Annotated in this window: 19 protein-coding genes, 1 rRNA gene and 1 pseudogene; 16 read left to right on the top strand and 5 right to left on the bottom strand. The window is 74.5% G+C overall.

Annotation, left to right across the window (positions count from 1 at the left end):
- A 5S ribosomal RNA gene (rrf, locus tag AB0H37_RS41935) occupies positions 1–95 on the top strand; the annotation flags it as partial.
- A 509-nt stretch (positions 96–604) separates the two neighbouring features.
- On the opposite strand, the gene AB0H37_RS41940 is transcribed toward rrf, so the two are convergent.
- On the bottom strand, positions 605–1,192 hold the full coding sequence (locus tag AB0H37_RS41940; protein ID WP_360618227.1) for a hypothetical protein: 588 nt from the start codon (positions 1,190–1,192) through the stop codon (positions 605–607).
- A 96-nt stretch (positions 1,193–1,288) separates the two neighbouring features.
- On the opposite strand from AB0H37_RS41940, the gene AB0H37_RS41945 reads away from it, so the two are divergent.
- Both AB0H37_RS41945 and AB0H37_RS41950 read left to right on the top strand, forming a co-directional pair.
- Positions 1,289–2,227, top strand: a complete 939-nt coding sequence (locus AB0H37_RS41945) for a hypothetical protein (RefSeq protein WP_360618228.1) — start codon at positions 1,289–1,291, stop codon at positions 2,225–2,227.
- A 101-nt stretch (positions 2,228–2,328) separates the two neighbouring features.
- Positions 2,329–3,495 (top strand): alkaline phosphatase PhoX, encoded by a 1,167-nt coding sequence (locus AB0H37_RS41950; protein WP_360618229.1) that lies wholly within the window; start codon positions 2,329–2,331, stop codon positions 3,493–3,495.
- Positions 3,496–3,502: 7 nt separating this feature from the next.
- On the opposite strand, the gene AB0H37_RS41955 is transcribed toward AB0H37_RS41950, so the two are convergent.
- Together AB0H37_RS41955 and AB0H37_RS41960 are read right to left on the bottom strand one after the other, a co-directional pair.
- Positions 3,503–4,441, bottom strand: coding sequence for an MBL fold metallo-hydrolase (locus AB0H37_RS41955; protein WP_179835339.1), 939 nt, complete (start codon positions 4,439–4,441; stop codon positions 3,503–3,505).
- 7 nt (positions 4,442–4,448) lie between these two features.
- Positions 4,449–5,798: a DUF1015 domain-containing protein gene (locus tag AB0H37_RS41960; RefSeq protein ID WP_360618231.1), complete on the bottom strand. Its 1,350-nt coding sequence runs from the start codon at positions 5,796–5,798 to the stop codon at positions 4,449–4,451.
- Positions 5,799–5,870: 72 nt separating this feature from the next.
- Between AB0H37_RS41960 and AB0H37_RS41965 the strand changes: the two genes are divergently transcribed.
- Both AB0H37_RS41965 and AB0H37_RS41970 read left to right on the top strand, forming a co-directional pair.
- Entirely contained in the window at positions 5,871–6,314 is a 444-nt protein-coding gene (locus tag AB0H37_RS41965) for a tetratricopeptide repeat protein (RefSeq protein WP_329089971.1), read from the top strand.
- Positions 6,315–6,379: 65 nt separating this feature from the next.
- Complete coding sequence (locus AB0H37_RS41970) at positions 6,380–7,381, top strand: HAD-IIA family hydrolase (RefSeq protein ID WP_179838770.1); 1,002 nt, start codon at positions 6,380–6,382, stop codon at positions 7,379–7,381.
- A gap of 43 nt (positions 7,382–7,424) precedes the next feature.
- Here AB0H37_RS41970 and AB0H37_RS41975 read toward each other — a convergent pair whose 3' ends face one another.
- Complete coding sequence (locus AB0H37_RS41975; protein ID WP_179835336.1) at positions 7,425–7,766, bottom strand: SCP2 sterol-binding domain-containing protein; 342 nt, start codon at positions 7,764–7,766, stop codon at positions 7,425–7,427.
- Between the two features lie 114 nt (positions 7,767–7,880).
- On the opposite strand from AB0H37_RS41975, the gene AB0H37_RS41980 reads away from it, so the two are divergent.
- From AB0H37_RS41980 to AB0H37_RS42030, 11 genes and pseudogenes are all read left to right on the top strand, one after another.
- Positions 7,881–8,129 (top strand): hypothetical protein, encoded by a 249-nt coding sequence (locus AB0H37_RS41980; protein ID WP_329089972.1) that lies wholly within the window; start codon positions 7,881–7,883, stop codon positions 8,127–8,129.
- Positions 8,122–8,925, top strand: a complete 804-nt coding sequence (locus tag AB0H37_RS41985) for a TlyA family RNA methyltransferase (RefSeq protein WP_360618233.1) — start codon at positions 8,122–8,124, stop codon at positions 8,923–8,925. The genes AB0H37_RS41980 and AB0H37_RS41985 overlap by 8 nt, the downstream gene beginning before the upstream one ends.
- A 109-nt stretch (positions 8,926–9,034) precedes the next feature.
- Positions 9,035–9,916: pseudogene (locus AB0H37_RS41990) on the top strand (NAD kinase); the annotation flags it as partial.
- Positions 9,917–10,133: 217 nt separating this feature from the next.
- Positions 10,134–11,840 carry a DNA repair protein RecN gene (recN, locus tag AB0H37_RS41995; RefSeq protein ID WP_360618234.1) on the top strand — a complete coding sequence of 569 codons (1,707 nt, stop codon included), beginning with the start codon at positions 10,134–10,136 and terminating at the stop codon, positions 11,838–11,840.
- Between the two features lie 140 nt (positions 11,841–11,980).
- Entirely contained in the window at positions 11,981–13,219 is a 1,239-nt protein-coding gene (steA, locus tag AB0H37_RS42000; protein WP_329089978.1) for a putative cytokinetic ring protein SteA, read from the top strand.
- The gene (locus AB0H37_RS42005) at positions 13,216–14,169 is read left to right on the top strand and encodes a copper transporter (RefSeq protein ID WP_179835330.1); all 954 of its coding nucleotides are present in this window, start codon (positions 13,216–13,218) and stop codon (positions 14,167–14,169) included. The genes steA and AB0H37_RS42005 overlap by 4 nt, the downstream gene beginning before the upstream one ends.
- A gap of 4 nt (positions 14,170–14,173) precedes the next feature.
- Complete coding sequence (locus AB0H37_RS42010) at positions 14,174–15,196, top strand: hypothetical protein (protein ID WP_329089980.1); 1,023 nt, start codon at positions 14,174–14,176, stop codon at positions 15,194–15,196.
- Positions 15,197–15,244: 48 nt separating this feature from the next.
- Positions 15,245–16,906: a lipid II flippase MurJ gene (locus tag AB0H37_RS42015; RefSeq protein ID WP_179835328.1), complete on the top strand. Its 1,662-nt coding sequence runs from the start codon at positions 15,245–15,247 to the stop codon at positions 16,904–16,906.
- Positions 16,899–18,092, top strand: a complete 1,194-nt coding sequence (locus AB0H37_RS42020) for a glycosyltransferase (RefSeq protein WP_360618236.1) — start codon at positions 16,899–16,901, stop codon at positions 18,090–18,092. Before AB0H37_RS42015 ends, AB0H37_RS42020 begins: the two co-directional genes overlap by 8 nt.
- Before the next feature lie 227 nt (positions 18,093–18,319).
- Positions 18,320–19,324, top strand: coding sequence for a TerC family protein (locus tag AB0H37_RS42025; RefSeq protein WP_179835326.1), 1,005 nt, complete (start codon positions 18,320–18,322; stop codon positions 19,322–19,324).
- A 76-nt stretch (positions 19,325–19,400) separates the two neighbouring features.
- Positions 19,401–21,596, top strand: coding sequence for an acyl-CoA dehydrogenase (locus tag AB0H37_RS42030; RefSeq protein WP_360618237.1), 2,196 nt, complete (start codon positions 19,401–19,403; stop codon positions 21,594–21,596).
- Positions 21,597–21,701: 105 nt separating this feature from the next.
- Here AB0H37_RS42030 and AB0H37_RS42035 read toward each other — a convergent pair whose 3' ends face one another.
- Positions 21,702–22,043 carry a hypothetical protein gene (locus AB0H37_RS42035; protein WP_360618238.1) on the bottom strand — a complete coding sequence of 114 codons (342 nt, stop codon included), beginning with the start codon at positions 22,041–22,043 and terminating at the stop codon, positions 21,702–21,704.
- Between the last annotated feature and the right edge of the window lie 48 nt (positions 22,044–22,091).

Consider the following 22,091-nt stretch of genomic DNA (forward strand, 5'->3'; position numbering starts at 1 on the left):
AAACACCCGGTCCCATCCCGAACCCGGAAGTTAAGCCCTTCAGCGCCGATGGTACTGCATGGGAGACCGTGTGGGAGAGTAGGACACCGCCGGACTTGAATTGGTCGAGGGTCGCCCCCGGAATTTGCGGGGGCGGCCCTTGACGCATGTCATGGGCCTGTCGAAGTAGGCTGAAGACTCCACCGAACCATCAATAACAGTGACGGACGTGATGAGCGCGGAAGAGGACGGCCGTAGCGACGACAGCCGCGAGCGGCGGGGCGGCAACGGACGGCGGGATACGCCGGCCCGTCGCGGGGGCGATGCCCGCGGCGGTCAGGGAGGGCCCGGGGCACGCAAGAGCGGGGGCCCTCGCGGCGGAGGGTTCCGCGCCGGTGGCCCGCAGAGCGGGCGCGGCCGCCCCGGCGGCAGGCAGGAGCGCGACGCGCGTGGTCAGCGCGATGACCGTAAGCCCGGCCGTCCGTTCAAGCGCTCCGAGGATCGACGTGATGATCGGCGTCCCGAGTCCCGTGAGGGCCGCTCGGAGGGAACCGGCGGCCAGCGCGGCGAGCGCAAGGACAGTCGGTTCTCCGGGCCGCGCGGTGGGCGCAAGGAGGGACGTTTCTCAGGTCAGGGCGGCGAGCGTCGCGAAGGCCGTTTCTCCGGGCCGCGCGGTGAGCGCAAGGAAGGCCGGTTCTCCGGTCAGGGCGGCGAGCGTCGCGAAGGCCGTTTCTCTGGGCCGCGCGGTGAGCGCAAGGAAGGCCGGTTCTCCGGTCCGGGCGGCGAACGCAAGGAAGGCGGCCGTTCCTCCGGGCAAGGTGGCGAGCGTCGCGAAGGTCGTTTCTCTGGGCCGCGCGGTGAGCGCAAGGAAGGCCGGTTCTCTGGTCAGGGCGGCGAACGCAAGGAAGGCGGCCGTTCCTCTGACAACCGTGCGCCTCGCGCGGGCCAGGGTGGCGGCGGGCCGCGCCGGGAAGGGCGCCCAGGTGGATTCCAAGGGCGTGGCGGCCAGGGTGAGCGTCGCTCCCAGGGACGGCCGCAGGATCGTCCGTTCAAGGGCCGTCGCGATGATCGCGACGAGCGTCGTCCGAGCGGGCGGCGGTTCGAAGGCAAGCGCGAAGGACGTCCAGGAGAGCGCGACAAGCCGTTCAAGGGCCGCGGTGGACCGAGGCGCCCTCAGGACGGCGAACGCTCCTATGGGCCGCCTCGCGATCACAGAGACCGGCCGGCGCGGTACGAGGAGCGCGAGCGTCCGGCGCCGAAGCATGACGATCCGCTGCTGCCCGAGGACGTCACCGGCGACGAGCTCGACGTGGAGGCCCGCGAGGAGCTGCGCACGCTGCCCAAGGAACTGGCGACGAAGGTCGCCCGTCACCTGGTGATGGCGGGCCGCCTCGCCGAGGACGAGCCCGAGCAGGCCTACCGCCACGCGAAGGCGGCGCGGCGGCTCGCGTCCCGCGTCGGGATCGTGCGGGAGGCCGCCGGGATCGCGGCGTACCACGGGGGCGAGTGGGCGGAGGCGCTCGCCGAGCTGCGGGCCGCAAGGCGGCTGGGCGCCGGCGACTACTCCTACCTGCCCGTCATGGCCGACTGCGAGCGCGGTCTCGGGCGGCCCGAACGCGCCCTCGACCTGATCAAGTCGCCCGAGGCGGAGAAGCTCGACCCGACGGGGCGCGTGGAGCTGCGCATCGTGGAGTCGGGCGTGCGGCGCGACATGGGCCAGAACGACGCGGCCGTGGTGACCCTGCAGATTCCGGAGCTGCGCGACCGGCGGCTCCGGCCGTGGTCGGTGCGGCTGTTCTACGCCTACGCGGACGCGCTCGTCGAAGCGGGACGCGAGGGCGAGGCGTCCGACTGGTTCGCGCGGGCCGCCGCGGCCGACCGCGACGGGGACACCGACGCGGCCGAGCGGTACGCCGAGCTCGAAGGCCTCCAGATCCTCGACACGGAAGAGGACGAGGACTTCGCCGACGTCCGGGCGGGGGAGCCCGCCGGAACGCCGGCGGAGGACCTCGCTGGAACGCCGGCGGAGGAAATTCCCGAGGCGCCGGTGGAGGACACCGCCGAGGAGCCGGTGGAGGAATCCGCCGAGGCGGAGGAGCCGGATGCCGTCGAGGCTTCGGCGACCGATATCGCGTTCAGGCCCGCCGAGCCCGAGGTGCTGGACGCGCCGGACGAGGGCGCGCCCGGGGTGCCCGCGGTCTTCCTGGAGCCGAAGCAGGCCGACGAGGAGCGGCCGCAGGCGGACTGACCTCCGATACTTGACTGGCGGGTAGCTTTCCCGGATATTCACGGGACCGCGCCGTTCGGGGGGCCGCCGGACGTGTCCGGCGGAGACTCTTTGGAGTTGCCATGCCCTTGGACCGACGCACGTTCCTGCGCGCCGCCGCCGTCGCCGGCGGGACGACCGCCTTCTCGGGCGCCCTATGGCAGCGGGCCTTCGCATCGGGGCCCGCGCAGCCCGGGCCGAGCCCGTACGGACCGCTGCTGTCCGCGGACGGTAACGGAGTGCAGTTGCCGCAGGGATTCAGCAGCCGGGTCGTGGCGCGCTCGCTCCAGCGCGTCGAGGGGACGAGGTACACGTGGCATCCGGCCCCCGACGGGGGCGCGTGCTTCCGCGACGGGGACGGCTGGATCTATGTCAGCAACTCGGAGGTGCCCGCGGTCGGCGGGGTGTCGGCCATGCGGTTCGACGCGTCCGGGAAGGTCACCTCGGCGTACCGGATCCTGAACGGCACCTCGCTGAACTGCTCCGGAGGGGCGACGCCGTGGGGGACGTGGCTGTCGTGCGAGGAGCACGACCTCGGCCTCGTCCATGAGACGGACCCGCGCGGACAGAAGGGGGCGGTGTCCCGCCCGGCGCTGGGCCGGTTCAAGCACGAGGCGGCGGCCTCCGACCCCGAGCGCAAGGTCGTCTACCTCACCGAGGACCAGTCGGACGGCTGCTTCTACAGGTTCCGGCCGCAGTCCTGGGGCGACCTGTCGGCCGGGACGCTCGAAGTGCTGGTCGGCTCCGGGACGGGTCCCGTCCAGTGGGCGAAGGTCCCGAACCCTCAGGTGTGGCTCACGCCGACCCGGGACCAGGTGGACGGCGCCATGCGCTTCCACGGCGGTGAGGGCTGCTACTACACGCGCGGCGTCTGCTACTTCACCACCAAGGGCGACAACCGCGTGTGGGCGTACGACGCGGCCGCCGCCCGGCTGGACATCGCCTACGACGACGACCTCGTCACCAGCGGCGAGGCGCCCTTGCACGGGGTCGACGCAGTCACCGCCACGGCGTCCGGCGACCTCTACGTCGCCGAGGACGGCGACAACATGGAGATCAACCTCATCACCGCCGAGGGGGTCGTCACGCCGTTCCTGCGCGTGGTCGGCCACGACGAGTCGGAGGTCACCGGGACGGCGTTCAGCCCGGACGGGTCGCGCCTGTACTTCTCGTCCCAGCGCGGCAAGAGCGGGTTCGTGGCGGGGACGGACGGCTACACCTTCGAGGTGACCGGCCCTTTCCGCCGCTGACCCGCCGCTAGGCGTGCCGGTCGAGGGCGTGCATGATGCCGGCCACGTTGCTCTCGGCGCTGTTGAGGATCTCGTACTTGGCGGCCAGTTCCGGATCGATGTCGTCGCTCATGGACGCGTAGCGGTCCCTGGTGCGGTCCACGACCATCGCGACGGCGTGGTCGAGGTCCAGGCCCTGGTCGTGGGCGGCCCGCACGGCGTCCACCCAGACCCGCAGCTCCTCCGCCGAGCGCTCCAGCGTGTCCTCGACCTCCCGCACGGGCCCGTAGTGCGCGAACAGCAGCCGCTGCGGGCCCAGCGACCGGAACTTGCCGAGCGACTCCAGCGCCGTGTCGAGGTCGAAGTCCGGGGGCGGCGTGGCGGGCCGCACGTCCGCCGTCTCCGGGATGTAGATGCCGGCGGCGTCGCCCACGTAGAGGTCGCCGGTCTGCGAGTCGACCAGCCCGACGTGGTGCTTGGCGTGGCCGGGGGAGTAGTGCGACTCCAGCCGCCGCCCGCCGCCGAGGTCGATCACGCCGGTGTCCTCGACGGCGCGGATCCGCGCCGCGTCCGTGGGCTTCAGCTCGCCGAACAGGGTGTCGAGGGCGTCCCCGTAGATCATGCGGGCGCTGCGCATGAGGCGGGACGGGTCCGCCAGGTGCCGCGCGCCCTTCTCGTGGACGACGATCTCCGCCTGCGGGTACATGCCGGCGATGTCGCCGACGCCGCCCGCGTGGTCGAGGTGGATGTGCGTCACGACCACGCTCGCCAGGTCGTCCGGGCCGACGCCCATCTCGCGCAGCGCGGCCTGCACGACGGGCGCCGAGCCGGACGTGCCCGGCTCCACCAGGCATGGCCGGTCGGAGAGGATCAGGTATCCGGCGGTGATGCCGGTATATCCGGCCATCCGCGTGTCGATCTCGTAGACGTCCCCGCCGAGCGGCGTGATCGTGGTCGTGGTGTCCATTCCCCGATCATGGCTCCTGCGGGGCGCCCGGGTCGAGAAGGCGCAGGACGAGGCCGGTGCGGGGCTTGGGGCCGAACGAGGTGGACTTGCGCGGCACGCGTTCGCCCCCGTTCGCGACCGCCAGCACGTCCTCGACCTTGAGCGGGTTCAGGATCACGGCCGTCCCGCCGCTGCGCCGGGCGCGGGCGACGGCCGCGGACGGGTCGTCGTGCACCACCTCGATGGCGTTCTCGTTCTCCGGGACGCCCCACACCTCGCCGATCAGCAGATGGTCGAGGACGGCGGTGTCGAGCGCGCGCCAGCGGGGGGAGTGCTCAGGCGGCATCGCCTCGCGCAAGGCGTCTCGATCGGGGCCGGTGAGCAGGTGAAGGGAGTCGCCGCCGCCGAGAAGGAACGCGGGCCCCTCCGCGCGGGCGAGCGCGTTCAGGGCCTCGTCCTCGTCCAGGAAGCTTGTCACGCCGAAGACCTGGCCGGCCTTGTCCAACGCGATGTCCGGGCGGAGCCCGGGAAGCACGCGGTGGATGGCGCCCAGATGCGGCGGGTAGCGCGTCGAGTCGACCAGCAGGGCCAGCCCGGCGTCCCAGGGGCCGGGGCCGTCGCCGGCCGCGTGGCGGCGCGCCTGGAGGGCGCGGTAGGTGGCGTAGCGGTGGTGGCCGTCCGCGATGAGGGCCTGCTTGCCGCGCAGGTCGGCGGCCACCCGCGCGTGCAGGCCCGGGTCGGTGACGCGCCACAGCCGGTGCGTCAGCCCGTCGTCGGCGTCGAACTCCATCAGCGGGGGCCCGGCCGCGGCGCCGTCGACGACGCCGGCGGCGTCCCCGCCGCCCTCGTACACCAGGAAGATCGGCTCCAGGTTGGCGTTCGCCGCCGCCATCAGCGCGAGCCGGTCGCGGACCGGGCCGGGGAAGACGTTCTCGTGCGGCAGCACCACGCCGTCGGACTCCGCGCGCAGGCCGAGGCCGCCGATCAGGCCGCGCTGCAGGACGGTCCCGCCGCGGGCCGCCTCGTAGACGTACAGGGCCGGTTCGGGGTCGACGGCCAGCGCGCCGCGGTCCAGCCAGCGGCGCAGTCGCCGGCCGGCGGCGTCATAGGTCTCCCCGGCGGCGCGCGGGAGGTTGAGCCGGATGATGTTGTGGCCGCCCTCCGCGAACAGCCGCAGCGCCGCCGCCTCGTCGATCAGGTCGTACGGCGGCATGGTCACCGACGCCGGGTCGCCGGCCACCTCGGGGACGAAGCGGACGCCCCGGAACGGGGACAGCTCCAGGCCGCCGCCCGTGCGCGGGGCCGCCGTCCCGAAGACGCGTGCGCTGAACTCCTCCGGGGCGAGACCGGAGGAGAGGTCGTCGTCCACGCTGGGCATGCTATTCAGCGGAGAGCACCCGGTGCCGCGGCGGGTACGGTCATAGTGATCGATGTCCGAGGGGAGGTCCACATGAGTACTCAAGGACCCGGACGGCCGCAGGATTCCCCAGGAGAGGACCCGGGCGAGCAGGCGGACTGGCCGCGGGGCGGTGTCTACGAGTGGTACACGCGGGGCCTCGAACTGCTGCGGGCGGGCAGCTCCGCGGCGGCGCTGCAGCTGCTGACCAGGGCGGCCGAGGCCGAGCCGCAGTCGCACAGCATCCGCGAGGCGCTCGCCCGCGCCCAGTTCGGGGCGCGGCAGTTCGGCGCCGCGGCCGAGAGCTTCCGCGGGATCGTGGAGCAGGAGCCGGCCGAGGACTACGCGCGGTTCGGGCTCGGGCTGTCGCTCAGCCGGATGGGCGACTTCGAGGCCGCCGTCGAGCATCTCGCGCTCGCCGCGGCCATGCGCCCGGAGAACCAGGACTACGCGCGGGCGTTGCAGCACGCCAGGGCCACCCTCGCGGCCCGGCGCTGACCCACCCCTTACCCGTCGGTAACAACCCCCGTACGATCGCAGGCATGACAGGCATGAGGAGCGCGATGAAAGGCAGCGAACGTCCCCTGAGCGAGGCGTACGACGTCGCCCTGCTCGACCTGGACGGGGTCGTCTACGTCGGCCGCAGGCCCGTCCCCGCGGCGGCGGAGTCGCTCGCGAAGGCACGCGCGGCGGGGCAGCGGCTGGCGTTCGTGACCAACAACGCCTCGCGGACGCCGTCGGCGGTCGCGGCGCTGCTCACCGAGGTCGGCGTCCCCGCCGAGGCGTCGGACGTGGTGACCTCCGCGCAGGCCGCCGCCCGCCTGCTGGCCGAACGCCTGCCCGCCGGGTCGGAGGTGCTCGTGGTGGGCGGCATGGGGCTGCGCCACGCCCTCTACCAGCGGGGCCTGCGCCCGGTGTCGACGGCGTCGCGGCGTCCCCCCGCCGTCGTGCAGGGCTACCATCCCGACCTCGGGTACGGGCTGTTGTCCGAGGGCGCCCAGGCGGTCAGTGCGGGCGCCTTGTTCGTCGGCTCCAACGGCGACCTGACCATCCCCGGCGGCGAGGGGCCTCCCCACCCGGGCAACGGGGCCCTCCTCCGCGTGATCAGCGCCGCCACCGGCGTGGAGCCGATCATCACCGGCAAGCCCGAACGGCCGCTGCACCAGGAGTCGATCCTGCGCACCGGCGCCGAGCGCCCGCTGGTGGTCGGAGACCGCCTCGACACCGACATCGAGGGAGCCCACAACGGCGGCGCCGACAGTCTCCTCGTCTTCACCGGCGTCACCGGCCACCTCCAGGCGCTCACCGCCCCGCCCCACCGGCGCCCCACCTACCTCGCGCCGGACCTGTCCGGCCTGCTCGTCCCGCACCCGGAGACCGTCCGGGAGGACGGCGCCCACCGGTGCGGCGGCTGGACGGCGCGCCGCGACGGGGACGCGTTCGCGCTCAGCGGATCCGGCGACCCCCACGACGGCCTCCGCGCCCTCGCGTCCGCCGCCTGGGAGACCGAGAGGCCGCCGCCTCCGGAGGCCCTCACCGAGGCCCTGGAGACCCTGTCGCTCTGAAGCCGGGGCCATGGCCGCCGGTGGCGGCCCGGCCGGACGCCGGTCAGAGGAGTTTGCGCAGCCGGAGGAGGTCGAAGATGCTCGCCTCGATCTTCAGGCGGCCGGCGGTCCACGCCTTGGCCGGGTTCAGCTCGTCGAAGGCCATCGCGACGAGGTCGTCGCTGTCCACGGTGAGGCGCACCTGCGCGGCCCCGGGGTCCTCGTCGCGCTCGAACGGGTCGAGGCCGCCCCCGTGGAGCCGGCTGCGGAAGGCCAGCCCGAGGTCCGCGACCCGGCAGCTGACCGTCCGCTCGACGACGTGCTCGGCGAGCCGGTCGGCGTCCACCTCCGCCAGGCGCGCCGCGACGCGCTCCAGCGCCGCACGGCACTCCTCCTCGTTCGCCATGGTCAGGCAGTTCCCCGTTCGTCCGGCATCGATGTCGTTCAGGGACGGTAGCGTTCATGGTGAGCCGGAGGCGACTCGTCGCGTGCGCTCCGGGAGCACTGGGAGGTAAACGTGATGTCCGACGAGGCCGCGGAGGAGCCGGAGTTCCCGGCGGCGCCGCCGCCCGATCCGACCGGCGACCCCCGCGTGGACGCCGCCGTCGCCCTCCTCGGCCAGCTCGGCGGGCGGCCCGTCGCCGCGCACGTGGAGGTCTTCGAGGACGTCCACCAGCGGCTCCAGGAGCTCCTCGCCTCCGCCGACCAGGACGAGCGGCCGGCGCCGCCCCGGCCCGCCTTCCCCGACGCCCTGCGCCCCCGTGAGTAGCCGGCGCCGCCTGGACGCCGAGCTGGTGCGCCGCGGGCTGGCCCGGTCGCGGGAGCAGGCCGGGCAGCTGATCGGCGACGGCCGGGTCCGCGTCGGCGGGCAGACCGCGGCTAAGGCGGCCACGCAGGTCGAGGCCAGGGCCGCGATCGTCGTGGCCGACGACGGCGGCGGCCCTGAGTACGTCTCGCGCGGCGGGCACAAGCTCGCCGGCGCGCTGGAGGCGTTCGCGGGCCTGGACGCCCGGGGCCGGGTCTGCCTGGACGCGGGCGCCTCGACCGGCGGGTTCACCGACGTCCTGCTGCGCGCGGGCGCGGCGCACGTGTACGCGGTCGACGTCGGGTACGGGCAGATCGCCTGGTCGCTGCGGACCGACGACCGCGTCACCGTCCTGGAGCGGGTCAACATCCGCGATCTGGAGCCGGGGATGCTCGACGGCACGCGGCCGAGCCTCGTCGTCGGCGACCTGTCGTTCATCTCGCTCAGGCTCGTCCTCGGGCCGGTCCAGCGGTGCGCGGCCCCCGAGGCCGACTACGCGGTCATGGTGAAACCGCAGTTCGAGGTCGGCAAGGACCGGGTCGGCGCGGGCGGCGTCGTCCGCGACCCGGAACTGCGCGCCGACGCGGTGCGCGGGGTGGCCGGGCACGCGGCGGCGCTCGGCCTCGGCGTCCTCGGGGTGGCGGCGAGCCCGCTGCCGGGGCCGTCCGGCAACGTGGAGTACTTCCTGTGGCTGCGCGCGGGAGCCCCGCCGCTGGACGAGGAGGCCCTGGCGAAGGCCATCGCGGAGGGCCCGCAGTGAGCGGCGGTGCACCGCGCCCACAGAGGGCGTCGAAACCTGGGACGTCCCGCGCCGGGGCGTTCGTCCAGACGGCTGTACGCCGGAGCGCGTCGGGGAGTGGGGCGGGAGCATGAGCACAAGGTCGGTGCTGGTCGTGGCGCACACCGGGCGGCCCGAGGCGGTCCGCAGCGCGCAGCTGGTCATCGAGCGGCTCAGCGAGGCCGGGATCTGCGTGCGGGTCCTGGACGGCGAGGCCGACGACATCGGCTGCACGGGCGTGGAGGTCATGCCCAGCACCGCCGCGGCCGCCGACGGCGCCGAGGTCGTCATGGTCCTCGGCGGTGACGGGACGCTGCTGCGCGCCGCCGACCTCACCCGCAGCTCCGGCACCCCGCTGCTCGGCGTCAACCTCGGCCACGTCGGGTTCCTCGCCGAGGCCGAGCGCGAGGACCTCGCCGCCACCGTCGACCGGGTCATGACCCGCCGCTACGACGTCGAGGAGCGCATGACCGTCGACGTCACCGCCCGCCGCAACGGCACCGTGCTCGGCACGACGTGGGCGCTGAACGAGGCCAGCATCGAGAAGGCCGAACGGGAGCGGATGCTGGAGGTCGTCGCCGAGATCGACGGCCGGCCGCTGTCCAACTGGGGCTGCGACGGTGTGGTGTGCGCCACCCCGACCGGCTCCACCGCCTACGCGTTCTCCGCCGGCGGCCCGGTCGTGTGGCCGGAGGTGGAGGCGATGCTCGTCGTGCCGATCAGCGCGCACTCGCTGTTCGCGCGTCCGCTGGTGGTCTCGCCGCGCTCGTCGGTCGCGGTGGAGGTGCTGCCGGACACGCCCCGCGCGGTGCTGTGGTGCGACGGGCGCCGCACGCTCGACCTGCCGCCGGGCGCGCGGGTGGAGGTCCGCCGCGGCGCCGAGCCGGTGCGGCTCGCGCGGCTGCACCTCACCCCGTTCACCGACCGGCTGGTCACCAAGTTCGGGCTGCCCGTGACGGGCTGGCGCGGGCGGGTCCGCCAGCCGTCCCGGCCGTCCCCGCCGCTCGGGGACTCCCAGGTCGGGGACGCCCCGGCGGCCGGCGGCATCGCCGGATACCCGGGCCCCGGCTTCCCGCCGCAGGGCGCGCCCCCGGGGCCGGACGGGGAGGCGGCGGACGAGCAGAGGGGATAATCTCCACAGGCGCTGATCGGGGATCTGGTTGCGGAGGGTTGTGACGCTGGTGCGTCCGATGGTCGATGAGGTGCGGATCCAGGGCCTCGGGGTGATCGACGAGGCCGTGCTCGATCTGTCGCCGGGCTTCAACGTGGTGACGGGGGAGACCGGGGCGGGCAAGACCATGGTGGTCACCAGCCTCGGGCTGATGTTCGGCGGCCGTGCCGACCCGCAGCGGGTCAGGCCCGGCGCGGGGCGCGCCACGGTGGAGGGCCGGATCGTCGTCGATCCGGGCGGCCGCGTGGTCGAACGGGTCGAGGACGCCGGCGGCGAGCTGGACGACGGCGCCCTGATCGTCACGCGCTCGGTGTCGGCGGAGGGCCGCTCCCGCGCGTTCCTCGGCGGCCGGTCCGTCCCCGTCAGCGTGCTGATCACCCTGGCGGACGACCTGGTCGCCGTGCACGGGCAGTCCGACCAGCAGCGCCTGCTGCAGTCGTCGCGGCAGCGCGGCGCGCTCGACCGGTACGCGGGCGGCGCGCTGACCAAGCCGATGCGCGCCTACACCAAGGCCTACCAGCGGCACCGCCAGGTCAGCGCGCTGCTGGAGGAGCTGACCACCCGTGCGCGCGAGCGGACCCAGGAGGCCGAGCTGCTCCGCTTGGGCCTGGAGGAGATCGAGAAGGTCGACCCCAAGGACGGCGAGGACACCGACCTCGCCGCCGAGGAGGAGCGCCTCGGGCACGCCGACGCGCTGCGCGGCGCCGCCGACACCGCCCACGAGGCCCTGCTCGGCGACCCCGTCGCCGCGTTCGAGGCCGCGAACGTGACCGGCCTGCTCGGCCAGGCCCGCAACGCGCTGGACGTCGTCCGCGACCACGACCCGGAGCTCGCGGCGCTCGCCGACCGGCTCGCCGAGGCCGGCTACCTGGTCTCCGACGTCGGCACCGACCTGGCGTCCTACGCCGAGTCCGTGGACGCCGACCCGGCGCGGCTCGCGGCCGTCCAGGAGCGGCGTGCCGAGCTGACCTCCCTGACCCGCAAGTACGGCGGGACGGAGGGGACGGTCACCGAGGTCCTGGAGTGGGCGCGCAGGTCCGCGTCCCGCCTCGCGGAGCTGGAGGGCGACGACGACCGCATCGACGAGCTGCGCTCCGAGCACGCCGAGCTCACCGAACGGCTCGCCGCCGAGGCCGCGGAGCTGACCGCGGTCCGCACCCGGGCCGCCGAGAGGTTCTCCGAGGCCGTCACCGAGGAGCTGACCGCGCTGGCGATGCCGCACGCCCGCGTCGTCGTCACCGTCGCCCCGAGCGGCGACTACGGCCCGCACGGCGTCGACGAGGTCGAGGTCCGGCTCGCCCCGCACCCGGGGTCGCCGCCGCTGCCGCTGCACAAGGGCGCCTCGGGCGGCGAGCTGTCCCGCGTGATGCTGGCGATCGAGGTCGTGTTCGCGGGCGCCGACCCCGTCCCGACGTTCGTGTTCGACGAGGTCGACGCGGGCGTCGGCGGCAAGGCCGCGGTGGAGATCGGGCGGCGGCTGGCGCGGCTGGCCCGCAACGCCCAGGTGATCGTCGTCACGCACCTGCCGCAGGTCGCCGCGTTCGCCGACCAGCACCTGCTGGTGGAGAAGTCCGACGACGGAACCGTCACCAGCAGCGGCGTCACCGCCCTGGACCGGGAGGGACGCGTCCGGGAGCTGTCGCGGATGCTGGCCGGCCTGGAGGACTCCGAGCTCGGCCGCGCGCACGCCGAGGAGCTGCTCGCCATGGCCGCCGAGGAACGGTAGCGGCGGCCGAAGACCCCACGTCAGCGCCGCCGCAGGCCACCGTCCGCTCCGGCAAAGACTGCAGAGAGTGCCCGAACGGACACGCCTGGAAGATCGGCCTTTCCGGCGTCCGCTCCCGTGCTCTGGCAGGATGGCAGTTGATGAACGAGTCGTCACCCACCGCAGAGCGACGCCTCCGGCTGGCCCAGAGGCTGCCCCGGCGCGTCCTCACGCTGGGCCGCGGCCGCGACGACGGGCGGCCCGGGGTCAGCGCGACGGTCCGGCTCGACCGCCGCACCAAGGACCTGACCAAGCGGCTGCAGCCCGGCGAGGTCGCGGTGATCGACCACGTCGACCTCGACCGCGTCAGCGCCGAGGCGCTGGTGTCGCGCGAGGTCGGCGCCGTCGTCAACGTCGCGCCCAGCATCTCGGGCCGGTACCCGAACCTCGGGCCGCAGATCCTGATCGAGGCCGGCATCCCGCTGGTCGACGACGTCGGACCGGAGATCTTCAGCAAGCTGCAGGAGGGCGACCAGGTCCGCGTCGAGGGGCCGGCCGTGCACCGGGGCGAGGAGGTCGTCGCCAAGGGCACCGAGCAGACCGCCGAGTCCGTCGAGGAGGCGCTGACCGAGGCCAAGGCCGGGCTCGCCTCCCAGCTGGAGGCGTTCGTCGCCAACACGATGGAGTACGTCAAGCGCGAGCGCGACCTGCTCATCGACGGCGTCGGCGTCCCCGAGGTGGCCACGAGGATCTCCGGGCGGCACGCCCTGATCGTCGTGCGCGGCTACCACTACCGCGAGGACATCGCGACCCTGCGCCCCTACATCCGCGAGTACCGCCCCGTGCTGATCGGGGTGGACGGGGGCGCCGACGCGCTGCTGGAGGCCGGCTACCGCCCCGACATGATCGTCGGGGACATGGACTCGGTCTCCGACGACGCGCTCACCTGCGGCGCCGAACTCGTCGTGCACGCCTACCGGGACGGCCGCGCGCCGGGCCTGAAGCGCGTGCACGAGCTCGGCAAGGACGCCGTGGTCTTCCCCGCCGCCGCCACCAGCGAGGACATCGCGATGCTCCTCGCCGACGACAAGGGCGCCACCCTGATCGTCGCGGTCGGCACGCACGCCAACATGGAGGAGTTCTTCGACAAGGGGCGCGCCGGCATGGCCAGCACGTTCCTCACCCGGCTGCGCGTCGGCAGCAAGCTCGTCGACGCCAAGGGCGTCAGCAGGCTCTACCGCAGCCGGATCTCCACCTGGTCGCTGCTGTTCCTCGTCCTCGGCGCGTTCATCGCCATCGTCACCGCCGTCGCCATGTCCCCGGCGGGGGACGTCATCAGTCCCCTGCTCGCCGACCGCTGGCACGCCTTCCTCTTCTGGCTGACCGGACTCTTCACGTGATCGATTTCCGCTACCACCTCGTCTCCATCGTCGCGATCTTCCTCGCGCTGGCGCTCGGCATCGTGCTGGGCTCCACCACGCTGTCCAACTCGGTGAGCGACACCCTGCGCCAGCAGGCCAACTCGGCGGCCAAGACGGCCCAGCAGGCGCGGCTCGCGCAGCGCGACCTGCGGCACCAGCTGGACGGCGAGGAGCAGTTCACCAAGGTGCTCTCGCCGCAGATCGTCGCCGACCGGCTCAAGGGCCAGTCCGTGGTGCTGATCGAGACGCCCGGCGCCGGCAACGACAGCATCGAGCAGATCAGCCGGCTGGCCAAGGACTCCGGCGCCGCCGTCACCGGGCGCGTCACGATCCAGAAGAAGCTCCTGGACGACGACCAGCAGACCACCGTCGACGAGCTCGCCACGCAGCTCAAGGCCGGCGACGTGAAGTTCCCGGAGAACGCGGGCGCCTACGGCAAGGCGGGCGCCGTCCTCGCGAACGCGCTCGTCACCAAGGACCCCGCCAAGTCCGGCCGCGAGGACGCCGCCGGGGGCGCCGTCCTCAACGGCTTCAAGCAGGCCGGATACGTCACCACCAGCGGCAAGCCCGGCCAGCACGCCACCCTCGCCGTCATGGTCGCGCCCGCCGCCGCGTACGCCTACGCCGGCGGCGGCGACGACAACAAGGCACTGATCTCGCTGGCCTCCGCACTCGACGGCGCCGGGCGCGGTACCGTCGTCGGTGGCCCGCCGACCTCCGCGCAGGAGGGCGGGCTCATCGCGGCGCTGCGCGACTCCGACGCCGCCGACGCGGTCTCCACCGTCGACGTGGTGGACACCGCGGCCGGCCAGGTCGTCACGATCCTGGCGCTGCAGAACGAGATCGGCGGCAAGTCCGGGCAGTACGGCACGGGCGCCGGTGCGAGCGGCTACCTGCCCTCGCCCGCGCCCACGGCGGAGAACGGGTGACCTGATGAGACGTGGCATCGCCAGGAGCACGCGGCTGGCGGCCGGCGTCGGCCTCGGCGCGGTGGCGGCGCGCGCCGCCTACACCGCGCTGACGCGGCGCCCGCCCGGCCTGAACGGGCTGCCCGGCGAGCAGGTCTGGGGCCGCACCAACCACCGCGGTGAGCCGGTCACGCTGCTGGAGGGCCCCGCGTTCGTCGCGGGCGCCGCCGCGGCCGGGCTGCTGGCCCCCGGCGCCACCGGCCGGATCCGCGCCGCCGCGCTGCTGGCCGGCGCAGGTTCCGGCGCCCTCGGCGGCTACGACGACCTCGCCGGCTCGGCGTCCTCCCGCGGCTTCAAAGGCCACCTGACCGCGCTCGCGCGCGGCGAGGTGACCAGCGGCGCGGTGAAGATCCTCGGCATCGGCGCGACCGGGCTCGCCGCCGCCGCCGTCGCCGGTTCGCCCGCCCCGACCCGGACGGGCCGCGCGTTCGACACCCTCGTGAACGGCGCCGTCGTCGCCGGGTCCGCGAACCTGATGAACCTGTTCGACCTGCGCCCCGGGCGGGCCGTGAAGGTCGGCCTCATCGCCGGGACGCCGCTGGCGCTGACCCGCTCGGGCTCCGCCGTGGTCGCCGCTCCGCTCGGCGCCGCCGCCGCGCTGCTCCCCGAGGACCTCGGTGAGCGCGCGATGCTCGGCGACACCGGCGCCAACGCGCTCGGCGCGCTGCTCGGCCTCGCCGCGACCCGCCTCGGCCGGGGGCCGCGGCTCGCCGTCCTCGCCGGGGTCGCCGGGCTGAACGCCGCCAGCGAGTTCGTCAGCTTCACCAAGGTCATCGCGGGCAATCCGGTGCTGAACCGCGTCGACATGCTCGGCCGCCGCCCGGTCGCCGTCCCCGCCCCGGCCCCCGCCGAGGCCGCGAGGCAGGAGACCGGGGAGCGGGAGACCGGGCAGCGGGAGACCGGGAAACCCGACACCGAGGACGCGTACCGCCCGGCCGTCCCGCCGCAGGCCGACCGGGCGGGCGACGGCGTCGGCGACCCCGCCTAGCCCGCCGGAAGCCCCCCGCAGATCTCGACGAGCGTGCCTTCGCCTACCGTGCCCCCATCCGAAGCGCCACCGCCGCCCCGGCGGCGGTCGGCCGCGAGCCGGCTGACCGGCGGTCTGGCCGGGGCCGCCGTCGTCATCGCGGTCATCACCGTGCTGGCGCGGCTCGCCGGGTTCGGGCGCACCTACGCCTTCTCCCAGACCGTCACCACGTCGTGCCTCAGCCAGGCGTACTTCAGCGCCACGCAGCTACCCAGCAGCGTCTACGAGATCGTCGCGGGCGGCGCCCTCGCCAGCATGGTGGTGCCGGTGCTGGCCGGGCCCGCCGAGCGCGGCGACCGCGACGAGGTCCGCCGGACCGGGTCGGCGCTGCTCACCTGGATCGTCGTGCTGATGGTGCCGCTGTCGGCGCTGATGGCGCTGCTCGCCCACCCCCTCATGGAACTGGCGGTGGCCGAGGACCCGCAGGGATGCTCGCGCGGCGAGGTCGTGCGGGTCGGCGGGGACATGCTGGCGATCCAGTCCGTCCAGATGGTGATGTACGGGATCGCGGTCGTGCTGTACGGGCTGCTGCAGTCGCACCGCCGGTTCGTCGCGCCCGCCCTCGCGCCGCTGGTGTCGAGCCTCGTGGTGATCGGCGCCTACGTCGTCTACGCCCCGCTCGGCAAGGGCTTCGAGAACGACCTGGCCGGGCTGCCGCTCGGAGCCGAGCTGACGCTGGCGATCGGGACGGCGCTCGGCGGCGTCGCGATGGCCGCCACGGCCGCGGTCGCCGCGTGGCGGCTGCGCCTGCGGCTGCGGCCCACCCTGCGCTTCCCCGACGGGGTGGCGCGGCGCGTGCGGCGGCTCGCGGCGGCCGGGATCGCGACGGTCGCGGCGCAGCAGCTGGCGACGCTGCTGGTCGTCCGGCTCAGCTCGCAGGGCACCCGCGGCGCGCTCGCCAACTACCAGTACGCGTGGGCGATCTACCTGCTGCCGTGGGCGATCCTCGCGGTGCCGATCGCGACCAGCGCGTTCCCGCTGCTGTCGGCGCGGATGAGCGCGGCGGACCATGACCGGTTCGACCAGGTCACCGCGTCCACGACCCGCGCGGTGATCCTGGTGTCGTGCGCGGGGGCCGCCGCGCTGGCCGCCGTCGCCGTGCCCGTCGCGGCGGTGTTCAACCCCGGCCACCCCGACCAGCAGGAGGTGCTGTCGCGCGCGGTGCTCGCGTTCGCGCCCGGCCTCCTCGGCTACGGGCTCGTCGCGCACCTCGGCCGCGTCCTGTACGCGTGCCACCGGGGGCGGATGGGCGCGGCCGCCGTGGTCGCGGGCTGGATCGTCGTCATGGTCGCGGAGGTCGCGCTGGTGCTGTCGGTCGACCGGCAGTGGGTCGTGGCGGCGCTCGGCGTCGGCAACGCCGTCGGGATGACCGTCGCCGGCGCCCTGCTGCTCGTGACGCTGGTGCGCGCGAGGGGCGCCGCGGCCGTGCGCGGCGTGCCGCGGGCCCTGGCCGCCGGGCTGCTCGGCGCCGCGGCCGGAGGCGCCGCCGGATACGCGACGGCCGCGCTGCTCGGCCTCGGCGGGACGGGCCCGGCCGGGGAGCTGCGCAACGTCGGGACCGGAGCGCTAGCGGCGCTGGCCGCCGGCGCCGTCTTCCTGATCATCGCATTCGTGATCGACGGCCGGGACCTGCGGGCCGTCCTCAGCCGGAAGGTCACCCGCAATGTCTGACAGGCAGGATCTGGACGGGCTGCGCGTCGCGCTCGTCCTCGGCACGAGCGCGGGCGGCGTCGGCCGCCACGTCCGGTCCGTCGCCGAGGGCCTGGTCGAGCGCGGCGCCCGCGTCGTGGTGTGCGGGCCCGCCGCCACCGACGAGCTCTTCGGGTTCGGCGCCGGCGGCGCCCGGTTCGCCGAGGTCGACCTCGCCGACCGGCCCCGCCCGGCGAGCGATGCCAGGGCCGTCGGCCGGCTGCGGCGGCTGCTGCGCGACGCCGACGTCGTCCACGCCCACGGCCTGCGCGCCGGGGCCCTCACGGTGGCGGCGTGCGCGCGCGTCGCGCCGGGCCCGCTGCGGTTCGCGCGGGGCGGCCCGCCCCTGGTCGTCACGCTGCACAACGCCGTCATCACCGGGGGCCGGACGGCGGCGGTCTACGGGGTGCTGGAACGCGTCGTGGCGCGTGGCGCCACCCGCGTCCTCGGCGTCTCGCCCGATCTGGAGGAGCGGATGCGGGCCCTCGGCGCCCGGTCGGTCGGGCACGCGATCGTCCCGGCGCCCGCGCCGCAGGCGCCGCCCGGCCCCGCCGCCCGCGCCGACCTGCGGGCCGAGATCGGCGTGGGGGAGCGGCCGCTGGTCGTCACCGTCGCCCGCCTCGCCGAGCAGAAGGGCCTGCCGACGCTGCTGGACGCGGCGGCGGCGTGGGCGGGGCGCACCCCCCCGCCGCTCGTCGCGATCGCGGGCGACGGGCCGCTGGAGGACGGGCTGCGCGCCCGGATCGAGGCGGAGGATCTGCCCGTCCGGCTGCTCGGCCGCCGCTCCGACGTCGCCGGGCTGCTCGCCGCCTGCGACGTGGCGGTCGTGCCGAGCGTGTGGGAGGGGCAGCCGCTGGTCGTCCAGGAGATCCTGCGGGCGGGCCGGCCGCTGATCGCGACCCGCGTCGGCGGGATCCCCGGCATGGTGGGCGCCGAGGAGCGGGAGGAGGGGGCCTCGCTGCTGCAGGGGCCCGAGTCCGACGCCGCGCTGCTGGTGCCGCCGAACGACGCCGATGCGCTCGGACGCGCGGTGAGCCGCGTCCTGGACGACCCGGCGCTCGCGGCGCGGCTGGGCGCGGCCGCCGCCCGGCGGTCCGCGCTGCTGCCCGGCGAGGACGACGCCGTCGAGCAGCTGGCGGAGCTGTACCTGGAGCTGACCGGACCTTAGACGCCGCCTCCGGCGCTCCGGTTCGACGGCCGGGCCGGAAAAATCGCGGGGAAGGGGAACCGCCCCGGCGCGGCCCGCGTTGAAGCGGGTAACGGAGGGGAGTATCCCCGCGCGCGGTTCTCGTCAATACGGTCGGCCCATGCCGGCCCGGGTTCCGCGGCCCGTACCCGATCACAGGGCGGGAGAGACCTCCGGCGCTCGTCTCATGTCCGCCGGAGGTGTTCACGTTGTCGGTCTCCCCTCTCGTCTGGGGCCTCACCATCGCGGCGATCCTTGCGATCATCGCCGCCGACCTGTTCCTGATCCACCGCAACGACACGCGGGAGTTCACCACACGCCGCGCCGCGTTCTGGTCGGTGGTCTACATCGGCCTGGCCGCCTTGTTCGGGCTCGGCGTCTGGGCGTTCTCCGGCGGGGAGTACGCCGCGCAGTACTTCGGCGGCTTCGTCATGGAGAAGAGCCTCAGCGTCGACAACCTCTTCGTGTTCATGGTGATCCTCGCCCGGTTCGCGGTGCCGAAGCACGCCCAGCACACGGTGCTGATGGCGGGCATCGTGATCGCTCTGGTGCTGCGCGGCGCGTTCATCGCGGTCGGCGCCGCCGCCATCGCGACCTTCACCTGGGTGTTCTTCCTCTTCGGCGCGTTCCTCATCTGGACGGCGATCGGCCTGGTCCGCGGTGGCGACGAGGACGAGTTCAAGGAGAACGCGCTGCTGCGCTGGGCCAAGCGCGTCATCCCGACGTCGGATGAGTACGACGGCAGCCGGTTCCTCACCCGGCGGAACGGGCGCCGGCTGGTCACCCCGATGGCCATCGTCATGATCGCGATCGGCTCCACCGACGTGCTGTTCGCGCTGGACTCCATCCCCGCCATCTTCGGTCTGACGACCGAGGCGTACCTGGTCTTCACCGCCAACGCGTTCGCGCTGATGGGCCTCGTCCAGCTGTACTTCCTGCTCGGCGGCCTCGCCGACCGCCTCGTCTACCTCGGGCACGGGCTGGCGTTCATCCTCGGGTTCATCGGCGTCAAGCTGATCCTGCACGCGCTGCACGAGTACGGCGCCGGGTGGGCGCCGGACATCCCGATCTGGCTGTCCCTCGCCGTGATCGCCGGGACGCTGGCCGCCACGGCGGTCGCCAGCCTCGCCGCGGGCCGCAGGCCGTCCCGCGAGCCGCTCCCGAAGGCCGAGCCCGCCGCAGAGGCGGAGACCCGGGCGACACGCGAGGGCTGAGAGCGGGGCCGCGTCCCCACAGCATCCGAATGCTGTTCTAGAATCTCGGTCAAAAGGGTCGAGAGAGGGTTGACGCATGGCCATCGGGCTGACCGAGGAGCATGAGGCGCTCGCCGAATCGGTGCGCGGCTTCGCCGAGCGCAACATCACGGCGACGGCCGTCCGGGCCGCGCTGGACGCGGAAGAGGAGACCAGGCCCGGGTTCTGGCCGGCCCTCGCCGAACAGGGCCTGCTGGGCCTGCACCTGGACGAGGAGCACGGGGGGCAGGGCTTCGGCCTGCTGGAACTGTCGGTCGTGCTGGAGGAGCTGGGCCGCGCGGCCGCGCCCGGACCGTTCCTGCCGACCGTGCTCGCCAGCACGGTCATCGACGCCTCCAGCAACGCCAAGCTGCGCGCCGAGCTGCTCCCGGGCCTCGCCGACGGGTCGCGGACGGCGGCCGTCGCGCTGGCCGGCGAGCTGACCGGCCGCCGCGAGGGCGACTCGCTGGTGGTGTCGGGGACGTCGGCCACCGTGCTCGGCGCCGCGCTCGCCGACGTGCTCGTCCTGCCGGTCGCCGTCGACGACGGCGAGCAGTGGGTGGCGGTGGACGCGTCCGACCTCGCCGTCGCCCCGGTGGCGAGCCTGGACCGGGTCCGCCGCGTCGCCTCCGTCGAGGTCTCCGGCGCCGCCGTCGCCGCCGACCGCGTCCTGGACGGCCTCACCACCGGCCGGGTACGGGACCTGGCCGCCGCGCTCTTCGGCGCCGAGGCCGCGGGCCTGGCCGGCTGGCTGGTGACGACCGCCGCCGAGTACGCCAAGGTCCGCGAGCAGTTCGGCCGGCCGATCGGGCAGTTCCAGGGCGTCAAGCACAAGGCCGCCCGCAGCCTGATCGCCCTGGAGCAGGCCCGCGCCGCCGCGTGGGACGCCGCCCGTTCCCTGGACGAGGGCACCGAGGAAGCCGGCTTCGCCGCCGCCGTGGCGGCCGTCATCGCGCTGGACGCCGGCGTGCAGACCGCCCGCGACGCCATCCAGATCCTCGGCGGCATCGGCTTCACCTGGGAGCACGACGCCCACGTCTACCTGCGCCGCGCCCTCACGCTGCGGTCGCTGCTCGGCCCGTCCAAGGGCTGGGCGGCCAAGGTCGCCGCGCTCGCGCTGGACGGCGGGCGCCGCGAGGTCGTGCTGGAGCTGGACGAGGACGCCCAGCCGCTGCGCGAGCGGATCCGCGCCGAGATCGCCGAGCTGGCCGCGATCGAGGACAAGGACGCGCTGGCCGGGCGCCTCGGTGACGAGGGCTGGACCGTCCCGCACTTCCCCAGGCCCTGGGGCCGCGAGGCCGGGCCGGTCGAGCAGATCCTCATCCAGCAGGAGCTGAGGGCCGCCAAGGTCAAGACGCCCAACCTCGGGATCGGCGCCTGGCTGGTGCCCTCGCTCGTCCGCTACGGGACCGACGAGCAGAAGGAGCGGTTCCTGCGGCCGACGCTGCGCGGGAAGATCGTGTGGTGCCAGCTGTTCTCCGAGCCGGGCGCCGGCTCGGACCTGGCGTCCCTGTCGATGAAGGCCGAGCGGGTCGAGGGCGGCTGGAAGCTCACCGGCCAGAAGATCTGGACGTCGCTCGCCCAGCACGCCCAGTGGGGCTTCTGCATCGCCCGCACCGACCCCTCCGCGGCCAAGCACGACGGCATCACCTACTTCCTCGTGGACATGGCGTCCGAGGGCGTGGACGTCCGCCCGCTGCGGGAGCTGACCGGCGACGCCCTGTTCAACGAGGTCTTCCTGGACGGCGTCTTCGTCCCCGACGACCGCGTGGTGGGCGAGGTGAACCGGGGCTGGCAGGTCGCGCGCAACACCCTGTCCAACGAGCGGGTGTCGCTGTCGACCGGCGGCGGCCTCGGCATGGGCGTCCCCGAGCTGCTGCGGTTCTTCGCGAACCGGGACCTGGACGCGGTCGCGGCCGCCGAGGTCGGCAGGCTCGTCGCCCAGGGCCAGTCGATCGACCTGCTCGGCCTGCGCACCACGCTCAAGCAGCTGAACGGCGTGGAGCCGGGCGCGGAGGCCAGCGTCCGCAAGCTGCTCGGAGTCCAGTTCAACCAGGACGTCGCCGACCACTGCTGGGCGGCGCAGGGCGCGGCCGCGGCCACCGAGGTACCGATGGCCGAGAGCGGCATCGTGGGCCGCGCCATGCTGTTCAGCCGCGCGATGACGATCTACGGCGGCACCACCGAGGTGCAGCTCAACATCATCGGCGAACGCATCCTCGGCCTCCCCAGGGACCCCGAACCAGGAAAGTAGCCGGGCCAGGCCCGGTCCTCCGCCCTCATCACGGGCAGGCGCGTGGAGCGAGCGCAACGCGCCTGCCCGTCGTGACGGGGGTTCCAGGGGGCGATACCCCTGGGTTCATCTGGGCCGGAAGATGTAGGTGAGGTTGATGAGGACGATGCCGGCCAGGGCGATGAGAAGGCCGGGGAGGCCGGCGTTGACGACGCTGATCGCGCTCAGCGGGATCGCGGCGAGCAGCGACAGTATCGCCATGGCCAGGCTGTGATCGCGGTCGCCGCTCCGGGGCTCGGGGGCGGGTGCGCGGCGTCGGGTGCGCGGCGCGGCCGTGCGGGCGTCGAGGGTCTCCTCGATGCGGTCGACGACCGTCTCGATGAAGGCGTCGTCGTAGTCGGGCCCCAGCTCGCGCCGGGCCGCCATGGCCGCCGTGAGGTCCTCGCGAGGCAGTCGTGGGGTCGTCATGACACCGTTATAGACGGGCGGTCCGGGCGCCCGCGTCACCCCCGGGTG

It is taken from the genome of Actinomadura sp. NPDC023710, from assembly GCF_040639875.1.
GTDB classification, from domain to species: Bacteria; Actinomycetota; Actinomycetes; order Streptosporangiales; family Streptosporangiaceae; genus Spirillospora; species Spirillospora citrea.